The sequence below is a fragment of the Shewanella sp. SM71 genome (assembly GCF_025653905.1).
Taxonomy (GTDB): domain Bacteria; phylum Pseudomonadota; class Gammaproteobacteria; order Enterobacterales; family Shewanellaceae; genus Shewanella; species Shewanella oncorhynchi.
In genome coordinates, this window is record NZ_JAKKRW010000018.1 from 71706 (window position 1) to 90512 (window position 18807).

Below are 18807 nucleotides of genomic sequence, written 5' to 3' on the forward strand. Positions count from 1 at the left end.
TCGCGGGTAAGATGCTTATTATTCGGCGTTTGATTAGGTTAAAAATGGACTCGCTATTTGAACAGTTCAGGCTTGGCATAATGCAGGCGGCTCCAGTGCTCAGGACAAGCGTAGTAACTTGCCATCACTAATTCCCGCAATCCGAGATAAGCCGTTTGTAACAAAGCAAAATAACTGTGGCGCCAGGTTTCTAACATATCAGTTAACTCGGCGGGAGAGCGCATCAATAGCGGCGTCATGCTCGAGGTGAGTACTAGTAAACCAAGACGATTTTCGAGCATATCGAGCAGCTCAAACAATTCGGTCTGCTGCTCATCGGGTAACACAGCAATCGACTGTTTGATGGCATCTAAAGTGCGGTTTTGCGCCGCCAACTTATGGATGGCCACATCAGGCAAGGCGCCGTCGAGCATCACAGGTAAAAGCACGCTAAACAACAAGCGATAATCTTTGCCTTCGCTATCCTCGGGCAAACTAAACTCAGGAGAATAGAGATTAACCCCTAAGGCTAACGCCGCCGTACCGGCAAACGCGCCCATTATAAAGGTTCGTCGCTTCATCTCTATCTCCTAATTATCAACCTAAATGTCGGCCTAAATATCAGCATAAAAAACAATTGTGCTACAATGGCCGCGAGTTTATACCCAAGCGACCTCAAAATACGAATTTCAGCATTTTGAGTTGGTTTGGGTATAAATTAAACACACGTTTTAATTTTCAGCAATAGCCGATACCAAGATAAACATCTATGCCAAATTCCTTTATGCCACCTTGGTGGGCCAAGAGTCCCCATATACAAACGATTTTACCCGTATTCACTAAAGTGGCCAAACCAGCATTACAGCGGCAGCGCTTAGAGTTACCCGATGGCGATTTTATCGATTTAGATTGGCAGGATGTTCCACAGTCTGGCAAACCGATCGTGGTGATCATCCACGGCTTAGAAGGGAGTGCTCAGTCACATTATGCGCGGCGGATACTGCAAGCCTGTAAAGAACAGCAACTCGCTGCCGTCGTGCATCATCACAGAAGTTGTTCGGGTGAGGCCAATCGCCTCGCCCGCAGTTATCACAGTGGCGATACGGACGATTTACAGTTTAGTCTATCGACACTGAAAAGCGCGTATCCGCAATCGCCCTTATTAGCCGTAGGTTACAGTTTAGGCGGCAATGTGCTGACTAAGTATCAAGGCGAATATCAGGATGATAGTTTATTAGCCCGCGCTGTGGTTGTCTCTGCACCGCTGCAATTGTCAGCCTGTGCTAAACGCTTGGAAAATGGCTTTTCAAAGGTGTATCAAAGTTATTTAATCAAACAGTTGCAACAGAAGATAAGCCATAAACTGAATGATCCCGACTTAGCCATCTCTATGCCGCTAAGCCAGTTGCAGGTCGACCGTTTAAATACCTTCTATGATTTTGACGATAAAGTCACAGCGCCATTACACGGCTTTGACGGCGTCGACGATTACTATACGCGTGCCAGTGGCTTACCCTTTGTCAGCCGTATAACTAAACCGACGCTCATCATACATGCTAAGGACGATCCCTTTATGACCGATGAAGTGATCCCCCAATCGAGTCAATTGTCGGGCTATGTGGAATACGAACTGCATCCCTATGGCGGCCATGTCGGCTTTATCGAAGGCGGTACACCTTGGAAACCGCGCTTCTACCTTGAGAGACGGATTTTACATTTTCTACTCGGCGAGCAAAGTGTTGACTCACTTAGCGCAGACCCAATCAACGGCGACAATATCACCCAAGGAAACACCGATGCTCATTCCCTATGAAACCCTGTTACAACTCCCAAAGGAAACGCTCGCCAATGTGATCCGCGAATATCTCTTAGGTCAAGTGGAGGATGGCAGCTTTGCCAGTCTCGATGAACAGGAACTGATGCAGGCGATAGTCCAATGTCAACAAGCACTTAAACAAGGTAAGCTGAAATTAGAGTACAGTGAGGACGATGAGTCCTTCGCGATACGCTCGGCGGATCAAATAGCACAGCAGCAAGATTGACCAGTCCTATCTCTGTACCGTATAAATAGTACTCGCGTTTTTATCGCTTCCCCATAAGCGGCTCTTTTGGTTCCTAGCTAGGTAGAAAAAATGTCAGCAAAACATCCCATTATTGCAGTTACAGGCTCATCAGGCGCGGGAACCACCACGACGACCACCGCCTTTAGCCATATTTTTCGCCAACTCGGGATCAACGCCGCCTTTGTCGAAGGCGACAGTTTTCATCATTTTACCCGCGCCGAAATGGAAGTGATGATCCGTAAATCCCAGGCCGAGAATCGTAACCTCAGCTACTTCGGCCCAGAGGCTAATAACTTTGCTCGTTTAGAGCAATGCTTTCGCGATTACAGCACCACAGGCCAAGGTGAAACCCGCAGCTATTTACACACCTTCGATGAGGCAGTGCCTTTTAACCAGATGCCTGGCACTTTTACCCAATGGCGACCACTACCTGAAAATACCGATATGCTCTACTACGAAGGCTTACATGGCGGCGTAGTTACTGGTGATGCCAATGTCGCCCAGCATGTGGACTTGCTGATCGGCATGGTGCCCATAGTCAACTTAGAGTGGATCCAAAAAATTATCCGCGATACTTCGGAACGTGGCCACAGCCGTGAAAAAGTCATGGGGTCAATTGTGCGCAGTATGGATGACTATATTAAGCACATGACGCCACAGTTCTCCCGCACTCACATTAACTTTCAGCGAGTACCGACGGTCGATACCTCTAACCCATTTAGTGCCAAAGATATTCCGAGCTTAGACGAGAGCTTTGTGGTGATCCGCTTCCGCGGTATCAATAATGTCGACTTCCCCTATTACCTCAATATGATCCAAGGTTCATTTATGTCACGGGTCAACACACTCGTCGTCCCCGGCGGCAAAATGTCGCTGGCGATGGAGCTGATCCTTACACCTTTGATTAAAGATTTGATGGAAAAACGTCAGCAACTTAATACCCCAGAAGCGAACTGAAACCTTGAGGATTTGTGGGCAAGTTTGACTAAAGGCTAAGGAAATAAAGTCTTTTTTTGCAATGGATTAAGTTTTATTTAAGCCACTCGCGCTAATCTTGTCGGCATCGGGATTTCAGGCGAAAGAACGATAGTTGGCATACTCTTGGGAGTTAATTCCCCCATCTTGATCTGTTGATTTCCTTGAGTATGTCAGCAACCTTTTTAACGAAACTATATAAGTTAATTCCGCATCCATGCTTGATCTCTTGATTCCCTTGAGTATGTCAGCAACCTGTTAACGTAACTTTAAGTCTTCAGAGTTAATTCCACATCCATACTTGATCTGTCGATTTCCTTAAGTATGTCAGCAACCTTTTTAACGTAACTTTAAGTCTTCAGAGTTAATTCCACATCCATACTTGATCTGTTGATTTCCTTGAGTATGTCAGCAACCTTATATGAAGAATGAATTCCACATCTATGCTTGATCTGTTGATTCCCTCGAATATGTCAGCAACCTTAGCTTAAACTCTAAATCTTCAGAGTTAATTCCACATTCATACTTGCTCTGTCGATTTCCTTGAGTATGTCAACAACATCTCAGAAAATAGGTTCTAGGCTTTAGATTCTAGGAAAATAGAACATTCGTAAACTCACTCACAGAACGCTGCGCTCACCGTAAGAGCAAAGTCCGTTGCATAAATCGTGAGTCACAAAGTGACGTTCTGTAGCAGTTTGCTGCATACCGTTATCCGTAGCCGCAACGCGACGTTCTAGCAGTTGCGAAGCAACGCCCTAGCAGACCAAAGACCGTCCTAGATTTTTATACATCACCATGCACTCTAAGGCTATGCCTCTGGGCGAACAGTAGATAGATTCCTCCTCTAAACCCTCACCACCAAAACCACAGTGGCGATAGAAATCCACCGCATTTAAAGTTGATTCTAATCTGAGCTGGGCAATCCCCTGATTAAAAGCCATAGTTTCAATAAATTGCAGCAGCACTTTACCAACTCCTAACCCCATAGCATCGGGGGAAACAAACAAGGCTTCTAACTGGGCATAGGGTTCATCCAACATGGCAGTGCCGACCACAGTCTTAAGCTGCGACTCGTCAGAGGACAACTCTGCTACATAAAAATGTGCATCGACGATACGACTAAATTGCTCGGTCAGTTCGCCCTCGGTCCAAATAATCAGATCGCCCACATCATAAAATCCGGCGCAACCTTTATTGATGGCAGCATTGCGGATATCCCAGCAGGCCTGAGCATCCACTTTCGTTGCTTTTCGTATAGTTATCATCATGTTTTCCAATTAAAAATGCTCAGCCATAACATGCCATGAAGCCGCTAAAACGCCAAGTAAACGAGTGTTCTCATCTTTCAACCAATAAAAAACCGCCCGTAGGCGGTTTTAATCAAAGCCACAGAACCTTAATGGATCTTTAGCTAACATATCTGACTTAGTCTTAGCGCTAGACTTAAATCTAGGCTTAGCCTTTAATCAATTCACTAATAGTCAATACGCCATGGGTCGTTGCACCCGCGCCCCACATGGCAGAAGCTGAATCTTCAAAAGCGCCTGCTAAATCAACGTGTAACCATTTAGCTTCGGGTGACACGAAACGCCATAAGAAACCCGCGGCATTAGAAGCACCACCTGCACCACCGCCTTTCATTGCGCGGCTGTTTGCGGTGTCAGCATAGGCAGATGGACACATTTCTTTGTGCCAAGGATCCAGCGGCAGCGGCCATACGCGCTCGGCAACGCTAGTGGCTTTTTGCTGGGCCAGTTGCAACACATCCGCCTGTGGCGAGAAAATCGCGTTGTAGTTAGAACCCACCGCCATCACAGCGGCGCCTGTAAGGGTCGCTGCATCGATAATAAAAGGTGCGCCTGTAGCAGAAGCGGCTTGTAGGCCATCGGCCAACACTAAGCGCCCTTCCGCATCTGTGTTCACCACTTCAACTGTTACACCATTTTTGTAGGTCAGAATATCACCTAACTTATAGGCGCGGCCGCTGATCAAGTTTTCAGCACAACATAAGAAGAGTTTAACGCGTTTGTTGAGGCCAGATTTGATCGCTAAACCAAGTGCTGCAGTCACAGTCGCCGCGCCGCCCATATCGCATTTCATGCCTAACATGCCTTCAGAAGCCTTGATGCTGTAGCCGCCAGAATCAAAGGTAATCCCTTTACCCACAAGCGCCACAGACACGGGTGCATCGGCGGCTAATGGGTTGAAGTCTAACTCTAACATTGCTGGTGGACGCTCACTGCCGCGACCGACGGCATGGATACCAATCCACTGCTCTTCAAGCAGCGCTTCGCCTTCGATAATCCGATAACTTACCTTGTCGCCACCAACGTCAGCCAACCATTTTGCTGCTTGTTGGGCAAGCTTCACTGGCGACAGGTTTTCAGGCGTATCGTTGATGAGTTGACGGGCAAAGGTTGCCACATCGAGTCGACGTTGTAATTCTGCTTGCACAGACTCATCACCACACCAATAAATTTGATAGCCTGGTTTTGCCGTCGCGAAACCTTGGGCAAACACCCATTGGCTATTGAGGTCCCAAAACTGCCCAGCTAATTCCACACAGCTAATACCTTGATTGCGCAGTTTACGGGCCGCCATTTGAATTTGACGCAGCTCATCGCCACCTGCTAAATGAATTTGCGCACCGTCGGCAGTATAAGTTACATCAGCCTTGCCCCAGTGCGCGGCGGGTGCCTCTTTGGTTAATTGCACTTTCATCAATTCAGTTACTTTTAGTTCACTCATTAGGGATCCTTATTTTTCGATTCGTTTTAGAATAATCAATCAGAACAATCAATCAGCAATCAGAACAAACTTTATGGCGGCAGTTTACTGCTAGCAGGCGATGACGCAAAGCGATTGGCTGAAGTTACTCAGGTAAAATCTGTAAACATTTGCGAAATTTGCTAGGCTTTGCGGCCTAGAACAGCCGATATAGGTCTACCGATGGAATTTACTCCGCCACTACAACAGGGCATTTTACTGCGCCGCTATAAACGTTTTCTGGCCGATGTGCAGCTAAGCGATGGCAGTGAGATCACACTACATTGCCCCAATACGGGTTCTATGCGTAATTGCCTGTATCCCGGTGAAACCGTGTGGTTTTCTACCTCTGATAACCCTAAACGTAAATATGCCCATACGTGGGAACTGATGACCACGCCAGATGCAGGCTTAATCGGTATCCACTCGGGTCAGGCGAACACCTTAGCCGAAGAAGCCATCAATAAAGGTATCATCAAAGAACTCACGGGTTATGACAGCCTAAGCCGTGAAGTCAAATACGGTGATGAAAATAGTCGCATCGATATCCTGCTACAGGGTGCTCAAAAACCCGCCTGTTATATAGAAGTCAAAAGTTGTACTTTGCTCGAGGATGGCCAAGGTTATTTTCCCGATGCTGTAAGCCTACGCGGTCAAAAACATTTACGTGAATTGATGCACATGGTGAGTCAAGGCCATCGAGCCGTATTGCTATTTGTGGTGCAGCATAGTGAAATATTCAGTGTTGCCCCCGCAGCACATATCGACCCTGAATATGCTAAGTTACTGAAAATGGCTATGTTAGCCGGCGTTGAAGTGCTAGCCTATCGCTGTAAAATCTCCCCTACTGAGATTCACCTAGCCCAAGCCTGCGATGTACGAGTATGATGTTAAGGCTGAGTTAAATTTGATTTCATTTGAATTAGCGAACATAGTCAAAAAATTCAATCAAAGCAGAATGAAAAGTTTGCCTCGATGTGAAGATTCTGCTATAGATAGCGGCCGTTCTTAAGGACGCCCTACAAACGCAAATGATTACAGGAGATGCGTTATGCCTGAAGGCACCAAAAAACTTGGCGTACTCGCTATCGCAGGTGTAAATCCTTACCAGGAAAAGCCGGGTGAGGAGTATATGAACGCTAAGCAACTGGGTCACTTCAAGACAATTCTTGAAGCTTGGCGCAATCAGTTGCGTGAAGAGGTCGACCGTACTCTTAGCCACATGCAGGACGAAGCCGCAAACTTTCCCGATCCTGTTGACCGTGCAGCACAAGAAGAAGAGTTCAGCCTCGAACTTCGTGCTCGCGATAGAGAACGTAAGCTGATCAAAAAAATCGAAAAAACACTGCAAAAAATTGAAGAGGACGATTTCGGCTTCTGTGATTCTTGCGGTATCGAAATCGGCATCCGCCGTCTCGAAGCGCGTCCAACAGCCGATCAATGCATCGACTGTAAAACGCTTGCAGAGATCAAAGAGAAACAAATGGCTGGTTAATCAAGCATACTGGGCGGGGATTTCCCCGCCTATTTGTTTCTAGCAACTCGTATTGTTTCTAGCAACTCGTAAACTCGACGAGCTCAAGCCAAGCTCACTCCAATTTACCCCGATTCGCTTTTCTCTTGGCATCCCTCTAAAATACATCCACTTTTACCGTCGCGACTTTAAAACGCCATCTAGTTGTTATGTCAAAGCCATTACATTCCGATTTATCCAGCCAGCCCTATGTCGGCCGCTTTGCGCCTTCGCCTTCGGGTGCCTTGCACTTTGGCTCGCTTATCGCCGCCCTTGGCAGTTATCTGCGCGCCCGCTCGCAACAGGGTAAATGGCTAATTCGCATCGAAGATATAGACCCACCGCGGGAAGTCAAAGGCGCCGCCGATGATATCTTACGCACCTTAGAAGCCTATGGATTTGAGTGGGATGATGTGCCTCTGTATCAAAGCCAGCGCACAGCGGCTTATCAAGCGCAAATTGACTCGCTGCTCGCCCAAGATAAAGCCTATTTCTGCCAATGTAGTCGCAAGCAAATTCAAGCCATGGGCGGCGTCTACGATGGCCGCTGCCACCGATTGCCACAAACCCAGTCTGCAAATCTTGTTAGGTCGGGTGCGGTGCGAATCGTCAACACGGCGCAAGTGCAAGAATTTGATGACAATCTAATGGGCCATATTTGCGTTGATCGCCATTTTGCCGCAGAGGATTTCATCATCAAACGCAGCGATGGCCTGTACGCCTATCAATTGGCTGTGGTGCTCGACGATGCCTATCAAGGGGTCACCGAAGTGGTTCGAGGCTGCGACTTAATCGAAGCCAGTTGTCGCCAACTGAGTTTGTATCAAAGCTTTGGTTTAGCCGCACCGCAATGGCTGCACTTGCCACTCGCCTGCTTAAGTAAAGGCTTTAAGCTCTCAAAACAGAATCATGCACAGGCAATTGATACACTTAATCCACAGGCGAGCCTCAATGCGGCGCTGGCATTTTTAGGCCAACAACCCATTGAGACCCATGGTTCTGTGGCGAAAATGCTCGCTCAAGCCGTGGATCAGTTTCAATTATCCACTATACCGCAACAATCTGAGATACTGATCGAGCCCTGATATACTCATTAGGCCGCATTTGGTATATGATAGCCGCCAGATTTTTAATCAAATAACAGATCATATTTCGAGGTGTCCCATTTTTCGCCGTATCAGCCAATTCTGCAAACAGCTATTTGAAGACGCGCCTAAAACGACCGCTCCGACTCCAGCTCAGATTGAACCAACAACACCTGAACAAAGTTCCGGTGCTTTGAGTTTAGAGTTAGTACCAAGAGATGCCCATACCATCTCGCGCAAACAAATCAGCGAGAATGCCCTTAAGGTATTATACAGACTGAATAAATCAGGCTTTAAAGCCTATTTAGTCGGCGGCGGTGTACGTGATTTACTCTTAGGGATTGAACCGAAAGATTTCGACATAGTGACCAATGCAACACCGGAAGAAATCAAAAAATTATTCCGTAATTGCCGTGTTGTCGGTCGCCGTTTCCGCTTAGCACACATTGTTTTCGGTCGCGATGTGATTGAAGTCGCCACCTTCCGTGGTCACCACGGCGAAAGTAATGAGAAAGTCTCTAAAGCCAATGCCGAAGGGCGTTTGCTGCGCGATAACGTCTATGGCGAAATCGATGAAGATGCCGAGCGCCGCGACTTTACCGTCAATGCCCTCTATTACGATATCAGCGATTACTCGATCCGCAGCTACGGCGGCGGTATGGCCGATCTCAAAGCTGGCACCCTAAGATTAATCGGTGATCCAGAAACCCGTTACCGTGAAGATCCCGTGCGTATGTTAAGGGCGGTGCGTTTCGCCACTAAACTCAACATGGGTATCGAAACCGTCACAGCCGCACCGATTAAACAATTAGCGCCGCTGCTAAAAGATATTCCGGCAGCGCGTATGTACGAAGAAGTGTTGAAACTCTTCTTTGCAGGCAAAGCCTTAGCCAACTTCGAATTAATGCAAGAATACAAGTTATTCGCACCGCTATTTCCGCAAGTGGCCGCTCTGCTAAAAGATGATCCTAAAGGTACGACCATGAAAATGGTGCAGGCCATCATGAAGAGCACAGATCAAAGAGTTAACGAAGATAAGCCGGTCACACCTTCATTCTTCTATGCTGCGCTTCTCTGGTATCCACTGCGTCAACGCGCCGAAGATATTGCCGTTGAAAGTGGCCTGACGTTATACGATGCCTTCTTTGCCGCCATGGGCGATGTGATGGAGCAGCAATGCCAAACCATTAGTATTCCGCGCCGTTTTAGTACGCCGGCAAAAGACATTTGGCAGTTGCAGTTACGCTTTGATCGTAGCCAAGGCACCCGCGCCTTTAAACTGATGGAGCATCCTAAGTTTAGAGCCGCATACGATTTACTCTTACTCAGGGGCGAAGTCGAAGCGGGTAATGTCGCTAAAAGTGCCGCTTGGTGGCAACAATTTGTCGAAGCCGATGAAACAGAACGTTTAGCCATAGCGCGTAGCGGCAGTAAATCGCCAAACCGCAACCGTAATGCCACCCAACGTCGTCGCCGTCCTCGTGCACCTAATGCCGATGGTTCAGCGCCGACGAGCACACCTAAAGCGAATGGCACACCTAAAGTTAAAACGGCTGAATAATGCCCCGCGTCTACGTCGCATTAGGCGCAAATCTTGAAGATCCCAAGGCGCAATTGGACAATGCCGTGATGGCATTGTCCGCCTTAGCCTTAGGCAATAGTCTCGTCGTTTCTCCCTATTACCATTCGACGCCCATGGGCGATGTCGTGCAACCCGATTATATTAACGCGGTGGCGAGTTTCGATACTGATCTTGCGCCATTAGCTTTACTCGATGCACTGCAGCATATTGAAAACACCCAAGGACGAATCCGCCTAGAACGTTGGGGGCCGAGAACCTTAGATCTCGATTTACTCTTGTATGGTAATGAGAACATTGACATTCCTAGACTCAAAGTGCCCCACTACGGCATGAAAACGCGCGGCTTTGTGCTCGTGCCTTTAGCCGCAATTGCACCGGATCTGATTCTGCCGTGCAACACTGCCATCGACAGTCTTATCGATACAAAAATGTTGGCCGAGTTACAACAACTGGGCATTGATCATTGAAGTCCGTCCTCAGTTAGCTTATAACACCACTTCTATTTGGTTTGAAGATCATCCATATGTCTAAAATTACTAGCTCAACCCTGTTGAAATACAAACAGGAAGGTAGAAAATTCACGGCACTGACAGCCTATGATGCCAGTTTTGCCAGCGCGTTCGATAGCGAAGGTGTCGATGTGCTGCTGGTCGGCGATTCTTTGGGAATGGTTCTCCAAGGCCATGACGATACCCTGCCCGTCACTACAGCAGAAATCGCTTACCATACTCGCTGTGTTCGTCGCGGTATTGAACGTGCCCTGCTGATCGCCGATATGCCCTTTATGAGTTACGCCACGCCAGAACAAGCTATGGTCAACGCCACTGAGTTAATGCAAGCTGGCGCGAACATGGTCAAGGTCGAAGGCGGCCACTGGTTACTCGAAACCGTCACTATGCTTACCGAACGCGGTATTCCTGTGTGTGCCCACTTAGGCTTGACGCCTCAGTCGGTTCATGTGTTTGGTGGTTTTAAAGTGCAAGGCCGCGATGCCGAAAATGCCCAGCGCATCCTCGACGAAGCTAAGGCTTTAGAAGCCGCGGGTGCTCAACTATTAGTCGTAGAATGTATCCCTGCGCCTCTCGCTGCAGCGATCACTCAAGCCTTAACGATTCCTGTCATTGGAATTGGCGCAGGCGCATCGACCGACGGTCAAATCTTGGTGATGCATGATGTGTTAGGTATTTCAAGTGGTTACATTCCACGTTTCTCGAAAAACTACCTAAAACAAACGGGTGAAATTCGTTCTGCGGTACGTGCTTATATCGACGAAGTTGCCCAAGGAACTTTTCCTGGCGAAGAACACACTTTTAACAAATAACAGATTTATGCAAGGTAAGGCTCAATGATCACTAGCGCCCATATTGATGATATTCGCACTCAAGTGCGTGCATGGCGTGCCAAGGGCGAAACTGTCGCCTTCGTGCCGACCATGGGCAATCTCCATCGGGGACACATCACCTTAGTGAAAGAAGCGGCTAAACGTTGTGATCATGTGGTGGTATCGATTTTCGTCAATCCAATGCAATTTGGCCAGAATGAAGATCTCGATGCCTACCCACGCACACTTGCCGCCGACAGTGAAGCCCTCACCGCCGCTGGCGCTGAGTTGCTGTTTACCCCAACACCAGCCGTGATGTATCCCAAGGGCTTAGCGCAACAAACCTATGTTGAAGTGCCAGGTATTTCAGATCTGCTCTGCGGCGCTAGCCGTCCGGGGCATTTTCGAGGCGTTGCGACTATCGTCTGTAAACTATTCAACATAGTACAGCCCGATGTGGCACTCTTTGGCAATAAAGACTATCAACAGCTATTAGTCATTGAAACTATGGTTGAAGACTTGTCATTACCGATTGAGATTATCGGTGTTGATACCATACGTGAGGACTCAGGTTTAGCCATGAGTTCGCGCAATGGTTATCTCACCGCCGCAGAAAAAGCCGCGGCACCAGCGTTAAAACAGGCAATAGATGCTATGGCTGCAGGGATCAAACAAGGTCAGAGTGTTGATACTGTCACCGAGCAAGCGAAAATCAGTTTAGTGGCGGCGGGCTTTACGCCGGATTATCTGGAAATTCGTCATGCCCACACGCTTGAGAAAGCGCAGAGCCAAGACCAAACCTTAGTCATTTTGGCCGCCGCCTATATAGGTAAAGCGCGACTTATCGACAACTTAAGGTTCGATCGCTAATCTCTTAAGCGTTATCAATAAATAAAAAGGAGCAGTCGCTCCTTTTTATTTACCCAATGACCGACCAGAAGCTATTTTCTTCTTTAGAATCAATCCAAGCGCCAAAAATTTGAAGCGTCAAAAAACTGGTTTTATCCCTAAATTTACGCCATAGTATGATGCAGATGTTAATTTAAGGTAAATGTTTAGCGGCAGACATTGACGAGTGAATTTGACCTTCTAATGATGCATGGCTAATCCTTTAATTTATTAGGCTTAACAGCCAGTTAAGCCTAATAAAAGCGGTTATAAAGGCATAATAATGTAAACGTCATAATCATTATTTATCATGCTTAATCAAACAATTAAATCATAATAGCTATGCAAGTGTACAAAGGATTTGTGGCCTCATGGCAAGACTGATACTCACCCTAATTTGTGTTATTTTGCCCACTGCAATACAGGCAAATACCATTTATAAATGCCGTAAAGATGACAAAATTGTCTTTAGCCAAACCGCTTGTCCGCAGGAATTTAGCCAACATAAAATCGAATACCAGTTAGGGATAACGACTGAAGTAGACTCTGATAAAAGAGACATTCCTGTCGATCCCTTACACACTCTACTGAATAGCCGAACCATTTCTAAAGAAAAATTATTGCAGTTACTCGACGGCGAGATATATCGTCTTAAGCAGGAAAATAGCTATTTTGAAATCCTGCGAGCTAGTGAATTGCAAAAATTAGAACGTAAGCGTTATTGGCAAAATAAAGAGAAAACCGATCCTGAATACATTAACGAAATGGACGATATCAATACTCGCTTCAATGCGTTAACTGTGAGTAATAACAGCGCGATGCAACAACTGAAAGACCGTAAAAGCCAAATCAGTACCGAAGCATTCCATGAAGAGTTAAAAGAACCAGAAAAGCACTGATCTCGCATAAAACAGTAGTATTAATCTTTTCTCTACCCCATTAAGGAATTCAATCATAATAATGGTTAATTTTCCGCTCACAGTAATGTCCCTTTATTTAACCTAGGATTCATTACCGCAAGGACAAGAAGCCTGTTGTTGCACACTGGGTAAATGACATAGGTTGCTACAGTTAATTAAACTCCTCAGCAGTTTCTCGCTGGCACAAACGCGTACTTTTTTATCAAGAAAATGCAAACGCGATAGTCGATGTATTTCCCTTCACTTGTTATTGCATTGTTTAAAAATCAAATACTCTCTTCACAACAAATACGACTTAACTACTAGGACAACTAGGCTAGACCCCTTAAATAAAAACACGCCAATAAAAATATAAAATCTATTTAATCAATACGATATAAATACAGCCATCATTTACCTTCCGTTAATCCTTTCTAGAATAAATACCCGTTTGGCCAATTGCGACATATTAACGGGACTCGTATCTTCAGGTCTGAATTTGGGATGCAAGTTGCTTTAAGCAGCCCAAGATATTTGATGCAAGGAGTCACCCGTGCCAAATACCTCTAGACGCTTTTTGGTGCCGCTGATCTTGCTCTGTAGTTGTATGACTTCAGCACAAGAGCTGAATGTCAACGAGTTACCTGTAACCCTTCAGGCATTACTGGAACGTTCCGGTCGCGATAACCTTATCGAGCTGGTTCAACAAGGCACTGCCAACCAAGGATTACTGTTCCAGTCAGGCAGCGATAACAAGGCCGATGTAACACAAGTGGGCAATGATAACGATGCGCTAATCACACAGATTGGTTCAAACAATGAAGTCCAACTACTGCAAGTCGGCAGTCAAAATACGGCTTCAGTGACACAAATTGGCAATGACAATCTCGTGCAACTGAACCAACTAGGAAGCGGCAACTTTTCGATTCAACAGATTGCGGACGGTGCTGCAATCTCAATAACTCAATATTAAACAGGGAGCGTCACATGAAATCACAAGCTAAAAAATCACTTATTGCTTTGGCCATTGCAACAGGTTTAAGTGGTCAAGCTTTTGCTGCCAGTACAGTGAGCGAAATTAGCGTAGTACAGTCAGGCCAAGCCCAAGACACTTTAGTCTCACAAACGGGTGGCCTTAACGCTGCTGCGGTTGTGCAAACAGGTACAGATCAAACCGCAACCGTCATCCAAGACGGTGTGTGGCATGAAGCGGCTATTAATTCAACGGGTGATGATAACAAGGTCCAAATAACGCAACAAGTTGACTGGCATGTGGCAAGTGCAAATGTTGTAGGTGACAACAACAATGTAAATGTGTCGCAAGATGGTTTCTTTAACCAAAGCAGTAGCGATGTTACTGGCAACGATAACACGGTATTCGTTAACCAATTAGGCGAAGTCAACGAAAGCCAAGTTGAAATCACTGGCGCTGAAAACAGCGTGTTTGTTGAGCAAGAAGGCGATGCTAACTTTGCAGTTTTTCGCGTTGAAGGCAGCAACAACGACGGTAAAATCACACAAATCGGTGACAACAACCAAGCGGGTTTAATCGCTCTCGACTTAACCGCTAACGTGGGTAACAACAACGACGTTTCTGTTAATCAAGCGGGTAACAACAACTTTGGCGCGGCTAAGGGTATTGCAGGCGACAACAACAAAGTAGACATGGTCCAAAAGGGTGATAACCATGTAGGCTTCGTTTACGCACTGGCCGGCAGCAAAAACGATATTTCAATGGATCAAAAAGGTACCGGCAACACGGCTTATCTTGCGATGACTACAGGTGATGACAATAGTGTCGATATTACCCAAAATGGCAGCGGCAACACTATCGGTGATACTTTAGTGGCCGATATCCAAGGTGATGATAACGATATTACTATCACTCAAAAAGGCGATGTCAACGGTGCAGAGTTCCAAGTATGGGGCGATAGCAACGACGTTGACTTGAAACAAAAAGGCGATGCGAACTTCGCAACCTTTGGTGCATACGGTACAGATAACGACTTCGATTTATCTTCTAAAGGCGATAACAACGAAATCATTGCCTTCGCTGATGGTGAAGATAACAGTATTGAAGTTAGCCAAGAAGGTGATGAGAACTTTGCTTATGTAGATGCCGTGGGTAGCGATAACGAAGTTGATGTTGAGCAAGATGGCGCTGAGAACGAAACATTGATTTCTGTTGCTGGCAACAACAATGCCGATGTCAGCGCAATTCAAAGTGGCGATCTTAACGTTATTGACCTGATTATTGAAGGTGATGAAAACACCGCGCAAATTACTCAATCAGGTAACGGTAACTGGGTAGGCGGCGATAGCGACACTTCATTTGCTTCAAATTCATTTGGCGTTAGCGGTGACAATAACAGCCTGTCAATCACTCAAACGGGTAATGACAACTTAGTGTTAGGTTCTCAAGCGGGCACTAACAACAGCATCAACGTGAACCAATCAGGCAATATGAACGTTGCCACTGTAGTGCAATACTAGTCAATACTGTTAAACCACCACAGCTAAACTCTTTGGTGGTGGTTTATAAAAAGGGTGTTAAACAAAAAGCGGGAATGTTTAAATAAACATTCCCGCTTTTCTATGTTGATATGCTAGTAATCATTAACATTAACATTAACCACTCACAGCGAAAAGCTAACGACCAATATCTTTAACTGACTAACTGCACAGCTCAAAGTGAGTTTGATAGGTTTGCGCCCAACGTAAAAGCTCAACCCGATTACGAGACTGTGTCTTGCGGAAAATAGAAGAAATATGCGCCTTCACTGTATGTTCGCTGATACATAACCTATGAGCGATTTCTTTATTCCTCGCACCACTCGATACGAATTGAATGATAGTGCGTTCACGGGATGTCAGCATCTGCAGCATAGCCACAGTATCAGAGGGCATTTCATTATTACCTTCTAACTTTTGTACGACACGGCGAAACATTTTGCTTAGCAAAGTTCTATCGTACCAAAGTTCCTCTGCCACCATTTTACGTAAACCCGTTAACATCAGATCCATACGTTGATCGGCAAATAAAATGCCTCGAATGCCGAGTAACATTGCAGATTCTTGGTCTAAGGAGTCTCGCTCAACTTGATACAACGCCACAGGAAAATGTGACACTAATCGCGAAGCTAACAGAGGTATCCCTTTGTTATCTAATGCTGAACCTTTTTGGGTGATCAGATAAAAACTACGGCGACTCTTGTCTAAATCCAGTTCTGCCGCATGCTTTACTATACGCGTTTTCAAACCTATGGATTCAGCGAGTAACGCTAAATGACATGGCGCGGCCATTTGGTGTAAAAAAACCAATTCATTAATTGTGCTCAATGACTCTCCTCCCTGAAAAGTATTCTCTATTGCAAAATGGTATGTTTGACTCGTCTTTTTAGTTAGATTTTTCAACATTCCATTAACCTAGTTAATTCTGACTAGTTAACGATTGAAAAACATCACCCAAATGTACTATTCCCTGTTTAATGCTAGTAGGTTCGACTAACTCACCACAATAAAATGGAATAACAGTCAAAAATACCGTTTTACTTGGCCAACGCCCAGCACCTAATACTTTCCAACTATGACGTTATCAATCCAAAGTTGCAACACAAAGAAAACACAATAACAACACTAAAGTATGACAACTCAATGTCATCACACTCACACCATATATTTCAGGGAAGAAAGTCTTACAACTCAAACAGAGAGCATCACCCACTTTTAGCCGCTAAATCCTCTGCTTGAGTCTCGCGATTTGTTTATCTTGAAAACGAGACAGTAAAGCTAACGCGACAATAGCACCAATGAGGGCAAGAAACATGTCAGATTGGGTATCCCATACATAGCCTTGAGTCCCTAAAAAGGCTTCAGCCCCTTCGCCAGTTGCCACGGCAACCCACCATTCGATCAGTTCATAAAACGCCGAAAAAGCGAGTACAAAACAAGTGGCAAGAAACGCACACCAAGCCCCAGGTTTAACAGCTTGATTACGCAACATAATTTCACGGGCGAGCATGGCTGGGATAAAACCTTGCGCAAAATGACCCACTTTATCGTAATTATTACGTTCTGAACCCATCCAATCGGCAATCGTGTCGAATAACGGCACTTCAGCGTAAGTATAATGAGCACCTACAAACAACACACAGCAGTGTATTAAGACGAGAAAATATACTAAAGGTGTCAGTGGAAAACGTTTGCGAGTAAAGAATAAAATCGGTACAGCAATCAATGCAGGCAAGGCTTCGAGCCACCACGTGAAAGGATCTGCGGGTTTTATCGCCGACCACACCAAAACTGAGAGGTAAATACCGCACCATGCGATTTTGTTATTCAATGTTTCTTCCTCTTATGCGATATTGTTCTAAATTTAGAATATTAACTTTAGCCATCTAGCCCTCCACACTGAGCAAAAAAAGTGCTACTTTGGTGGGTGAAGGTTGTGAGCATATCATAAGAAACATTTCTATTAATTAGAGGGTACCCATATCATGGCGAAACATTCGCTGGACAAGGATAAGATCAAGATCCTGCTGTTGGAAGGCGTCCACCAATCTGCGGTCGATGTATTTGAACGTGCGGGATACACTAATATCGAATACCACAAAGCTTCCTTAAGCGATGAAGCCTTACTTGAGTCCATTAAAGATGCGCATTTTGTGGGACTTCGTTCGCGTACCCAATTAACTGCAGAGGTGCTGAAACGTGCCGAGAAGTTAATCGCGATAGGATGTTTCTGTATTGGAACCAACCAAGTTGACCTTGCCACCGCCGAATCCCTTGGTATCCCAGTATTTAACGCTCCCTTCTCAAACACTCGCAGTGTTGCAGAACTCGTGATTGGCGAAATCATTATGTTGATGCGGGGTATCCCTGAACGCAACGCTATCGCTCACCGTGGCGGCTGGATGAAAACCGCAGCGGGCAGCTATGAAGTGCGTGGTAAAACCTTAGGTGTGATTGGTTACGGCCATATTGGTACTCAACTTGGCATTCTGGCGGAAACCTTAGGTATGCGCGTCGTGTTCTTCGATATCGAAGACAAACTGCCACTAGGTAACGCACAACAAGTCCATTCGTTGGAACTCCTATTAGCACAAGCTGATGTAGTAAGCTTACATGTCCCTGAAACTCCACAAACAAAAGACATGATAGGCGCTGCCGAGTTTGCAGCAATGAAAAAGGGCAGCATCTTTATCAACGCATCACGCGGTACTGTAGTCGATATTGAAGCTTTAACCGTTGCGTTAAAAGAACGTCACCTCGCAGGTGCAGCAATCGATGTATTCCCCGTTGAACCACAATCGAATGACGATGAATTTATCAGTCCTCTACGCGGTTTAGACAATGTTCTCCTCACGCCGCACGTCGGCGGTAGCACGGCCGAAGCCCAAGAAAACATTGGTATCGAAGTCGCGGGTAAGCTCGCTAAATACTCAGACAACGGCTCAACCGTTTCTGCGGTTAACTTCCCTGAAGTGTCATTACCAACGCATAAAGGCACCTCGCGCTTGCTGCATATTCACCAAAACCGTCCGGGTGTGTTGATCAAGATCAACCAAGCCTTCTCGGAAAAAGGCATCAACATCGCCGCCCAATATTTGCAGACCACCGCAGAAATTGGTTATGTCGTGATGGAAGTAGACACAACTCAAGCGGAAGAAGCCTTAGTTGAACTCAAAGCCATTGAAGGTACATTGCGTACTCGCGTGCTGTTTTAAACTTTAA

The 18807-nt window shown here is 45.9% G+C and carries 19 protein-coding genes; 14 read left to right on the forward strand and 5 right to left on the reverse strand.

All coding sequences use genetic code 11. The features are described 5' to 3' along the window. Nucleotides 1-53 precede the first annotated feature (53 nt). Nucleotides 54-560: a TAT leader-containing periplasmic protein gene (locus tag L5L97_RS17000; protein WP_105251529.1), complete on the reverse strand. Its 507-nt coding sequence runs from the start codon at nucleotides 558-560 to the stop codon at nucleotides 54-56. Between the two features lie 188 nt (nucleotides 561-748). Here L5L97_RS17000 and L5L97_RS17005 point away from each other — a divergent pair, with 188 nt between their 5' ends. From L5L97_RS17005 to L5L97_RS17015, 3 genes are all read left to right on the forward strand, one after another. Continuing rightward, nucleotides 749-1792: a hydrolase gene (locus L5L97_RS17005; protein WP_113939745.1), complete on the forward strand. Its 1044-nt coding sequence runs from the start codon at nucleotides 749-751 to the stop codon at nucleotides 1790-1792. Beyond that, nucleotides 1776-2021: a YheU family protein gene (locus L5L97_RS17010; RefSeq protein ID WP_113939743.1), complete on the forward strand. Its 246-nt coding sequence runs from the start codon at nucleotides 1776-1778 to the stop codon at nucleotides 2019-2021. The genes L5L97_RS17005 and L5L97_RS17010 overlap by 17 nt, the downstream gene beginning before the upstream one ends. 90 nt (nucleotides 2022-2111) lie before the next feature. Next, entirely contained in the window at nucleotides 2112-2999 is an 888-nt protein-coding gene (locus tag L5L97_RS17015) for a phosphoribulokinase (protein WP_011847692.1), read from the forward strand. 776 nt (nucleotides 3000-3775) lie between these two features. On the opposite strand, the gene L5L97_RS17020 is transcribed toward L5L97_RS17015, so the two are convergent. Both L5L97_RS17020 and pepB read right to left on the reverse strand, forming a co-directional pair. Then, nucleotides 3776-4285 carry a GNAT family N-acetyltransferase gene (locus L5L97_RS17020; RefSeq protein ID WP_263183083.1) on the reverse strand — a complete coding sequence of 170 codons (510 nt, stop codon included), beginning with the start codon at nucleotides 4283-4285 and terminating at the stop codon, nucleotides 3776-3778. Between the two features lie 190 nt (nucleotides 4286-4475). Then, nucleotides 4476-5768 carry an aminopeptidase PepB gene (gene pepB, locus L5L97_RS17025; protein ID WP_263183054.1) on the reverse strand — a complete coding sequence of 431 codons (1293 nt, stop codon included), beginning with the start codon at nucleotides 5766-5768 and terminating at the stop codon, nucleotides 4476-4478. Nucleotides 5769-5969: 201 nt separating this feature from the next. Between pepB and sfsA the strand changes: the two genes are divergently transcribed. The 10 genes from sfsA (at nucleotide 5970) to L5L97_RS17075 (ending at nucleotide 15567) form a co-directional block, all read left to right on the forward strand. Then, a complete protein-coding gene (gene sfsA / locus L5L97_RS17030) occupies nucleotides 5970-6674 on the forward strand; it encodes a DNA/RNA nuclease SfsA (protein WP_263183055.1) in 705 nt (234 codons plus the stop codon). A 163-nt stretch (nucleotides 6675-6837) separates the two neighbouring features. Then, entirely contained in the window at nucleotides 6838-7281 is a 444-nt protein-coding gene (gene dksA / locus L5L97_RS17035) for an RNA polymerase-binding protein DksA (protein WP_006082967.1), read from the forward strand. Nucleotides 7282-7469: 188 nt separating this feature from the next. Beyond that, nucleotides 7470-8384 carry a tRNA glutamyl-Q(34) synthetase GluQRS gene (gene gluQRS / locus L5L97_RS17040; protein ID WP_263183057.1) on the forward strand — a complete coding sequence of 305 codons (915 nt, stop codon included), beginning with the start codon at nucleotides 7470-7472 and terminating at the stop codon, nucleotides 8382-8384. A gap of 19 nt (nucleotides 8385-8403) precedes the next feature. Next, nucleotides 8404-9945, forward strand: coding sequence for a polynucleotide adenylyltransferase PcnB (locus L5L97_RS17045; protein ID WP_263168359.1), 1542 nt, complete (start codon nucleotides 8404-8406; stop codon nucleotides 9943-9945). After that, complete coding sequence (gene folK / locus L5L97_RS17050; protein WP_028761775.1) at nucleotides 9945-10433, forward strand: 2-amino-4-hydroxy-6-hydroxymethyldihydropteridine diphosphokinase; 489 nt, start codon at nucleotides 9945-9947, stop codon at nucleotides 10431-10433. The genes L5L97_RS17045 and folK overlap by 1 nt, the downstream gene beginning before the upstream one ends. A 56-nt stretch (nucleotides 10434-10489) precedes the next feature. Then, on the forward strand, nucleotides 10490-11287 hold the full coding sequence (panB, locus tag L5L97_RS17055; RefSeq protein WP_263183058.1) for a 3-methyl-2-oxobutanoate hydroxymethyltransferase: 798 nt from the start codon (nucleotides 10490-10492) through the stop codon (nucleotides 11285-11287). A gap of 24 nt (nucleotides 11288-11311) precedes the next feature. Then, on the forward strand, nucleotides 11312-12157 hold the full coding sequence (panC, locus tag L5L97_RS17060; RefSeq protein ID WP_263183061.1) for a pantoate--beta-alanine ligase: 846 nt from the start codon (nucleotides 11312-11314) through the stop codon (nucleotides 12155-12157). A gap of 389 nt (nucleotides 12158-12546) precedes the next feature. Then, nucleotides 12547-13074, forward strand: a complete 528-nt coding sequence (locus tag L5L97_RS17065; protein ID WP_212600465.1) for a DUF4124 domain-containing protein — start codon at nucleotides 12547-12549, stop codon at nucleotides 13072-13074. A 553-nt stretch (nucleotides 13075-13627) separates the two neighbouring features. Next, nucleotides 13628-14047, forward strand: coding sequence for a curlin (locus L5L97_RS17070; RefSeq protein ID WP_263163859.1), 420 nt, complete (start codon nucleotides 13628-13630; stop codon nucleotides 14045-14047). A gap of 14 nt (nucleotides 14048-14061) precedes the next feature. Beyond that, complete coding sequence (locus tag L5L97_RS17075) at nucleotides 14062-15567, forward strand: curlin (RefSeq protein WP_263183062.1); 1506 nt, start codon at nucleotides 14062-14064, stop codon at nucleotides 15565-15567. Between the two features lie 180 nt (nucleotides 15568-15747). Here L5L97_RS17075 and L5L97_RS17080 read toward each other — a convergent pair whose 3' ends face one another. Both L5L97_RS17080 and L5L97_RS17085 read right to left on the reverse strand, forming a co-directional pair. Continuing rightward, nucleotides 15748-16413, reverse strand: coding sequence for a helix-turn-helix transcriptional regulator (locus tag L5L97_RS17080; protein ID WP_014611267.1), 666 nt, complete (start codon nucleotides 16411-16413; stop codon nucleotides 15748-15750). 394 nt (nucleotides 16414-16807) lie between these two features. Further along, nucleotides 16808-17416 carry a DUF2238 domain-containing protein gene (locus tag L5L97_RS17085; RefSeq protein ID WP_105251516.1) on the reverse strand — a complete coding sequence of 203 codons (609 nt, stop codon included), beginning with the start codon at nucleotides 17414-17416 and terminating at the stop codon, nucleotides 16808-16810. Nucleotides 17417-17570: 154 nt separating this feature from the next. Between L5L97_RS17085 and serA the strand changes: the two genes are divergently transcribed. Continuing rightward, nucleotides 17571-18800, forward strand: coding sequence for a phosphoglycerate dehydrogenase (gene serA, locus L5L97_RS17090; protein ID WP_105251515.1), 1230 nt, complete (start codon nucleotides 17571-17573; stop codon nucleotides 18798-18800). The last annotated feature ends 7 nt before the right edge of the window (nucleotides 18801-18807 follow it).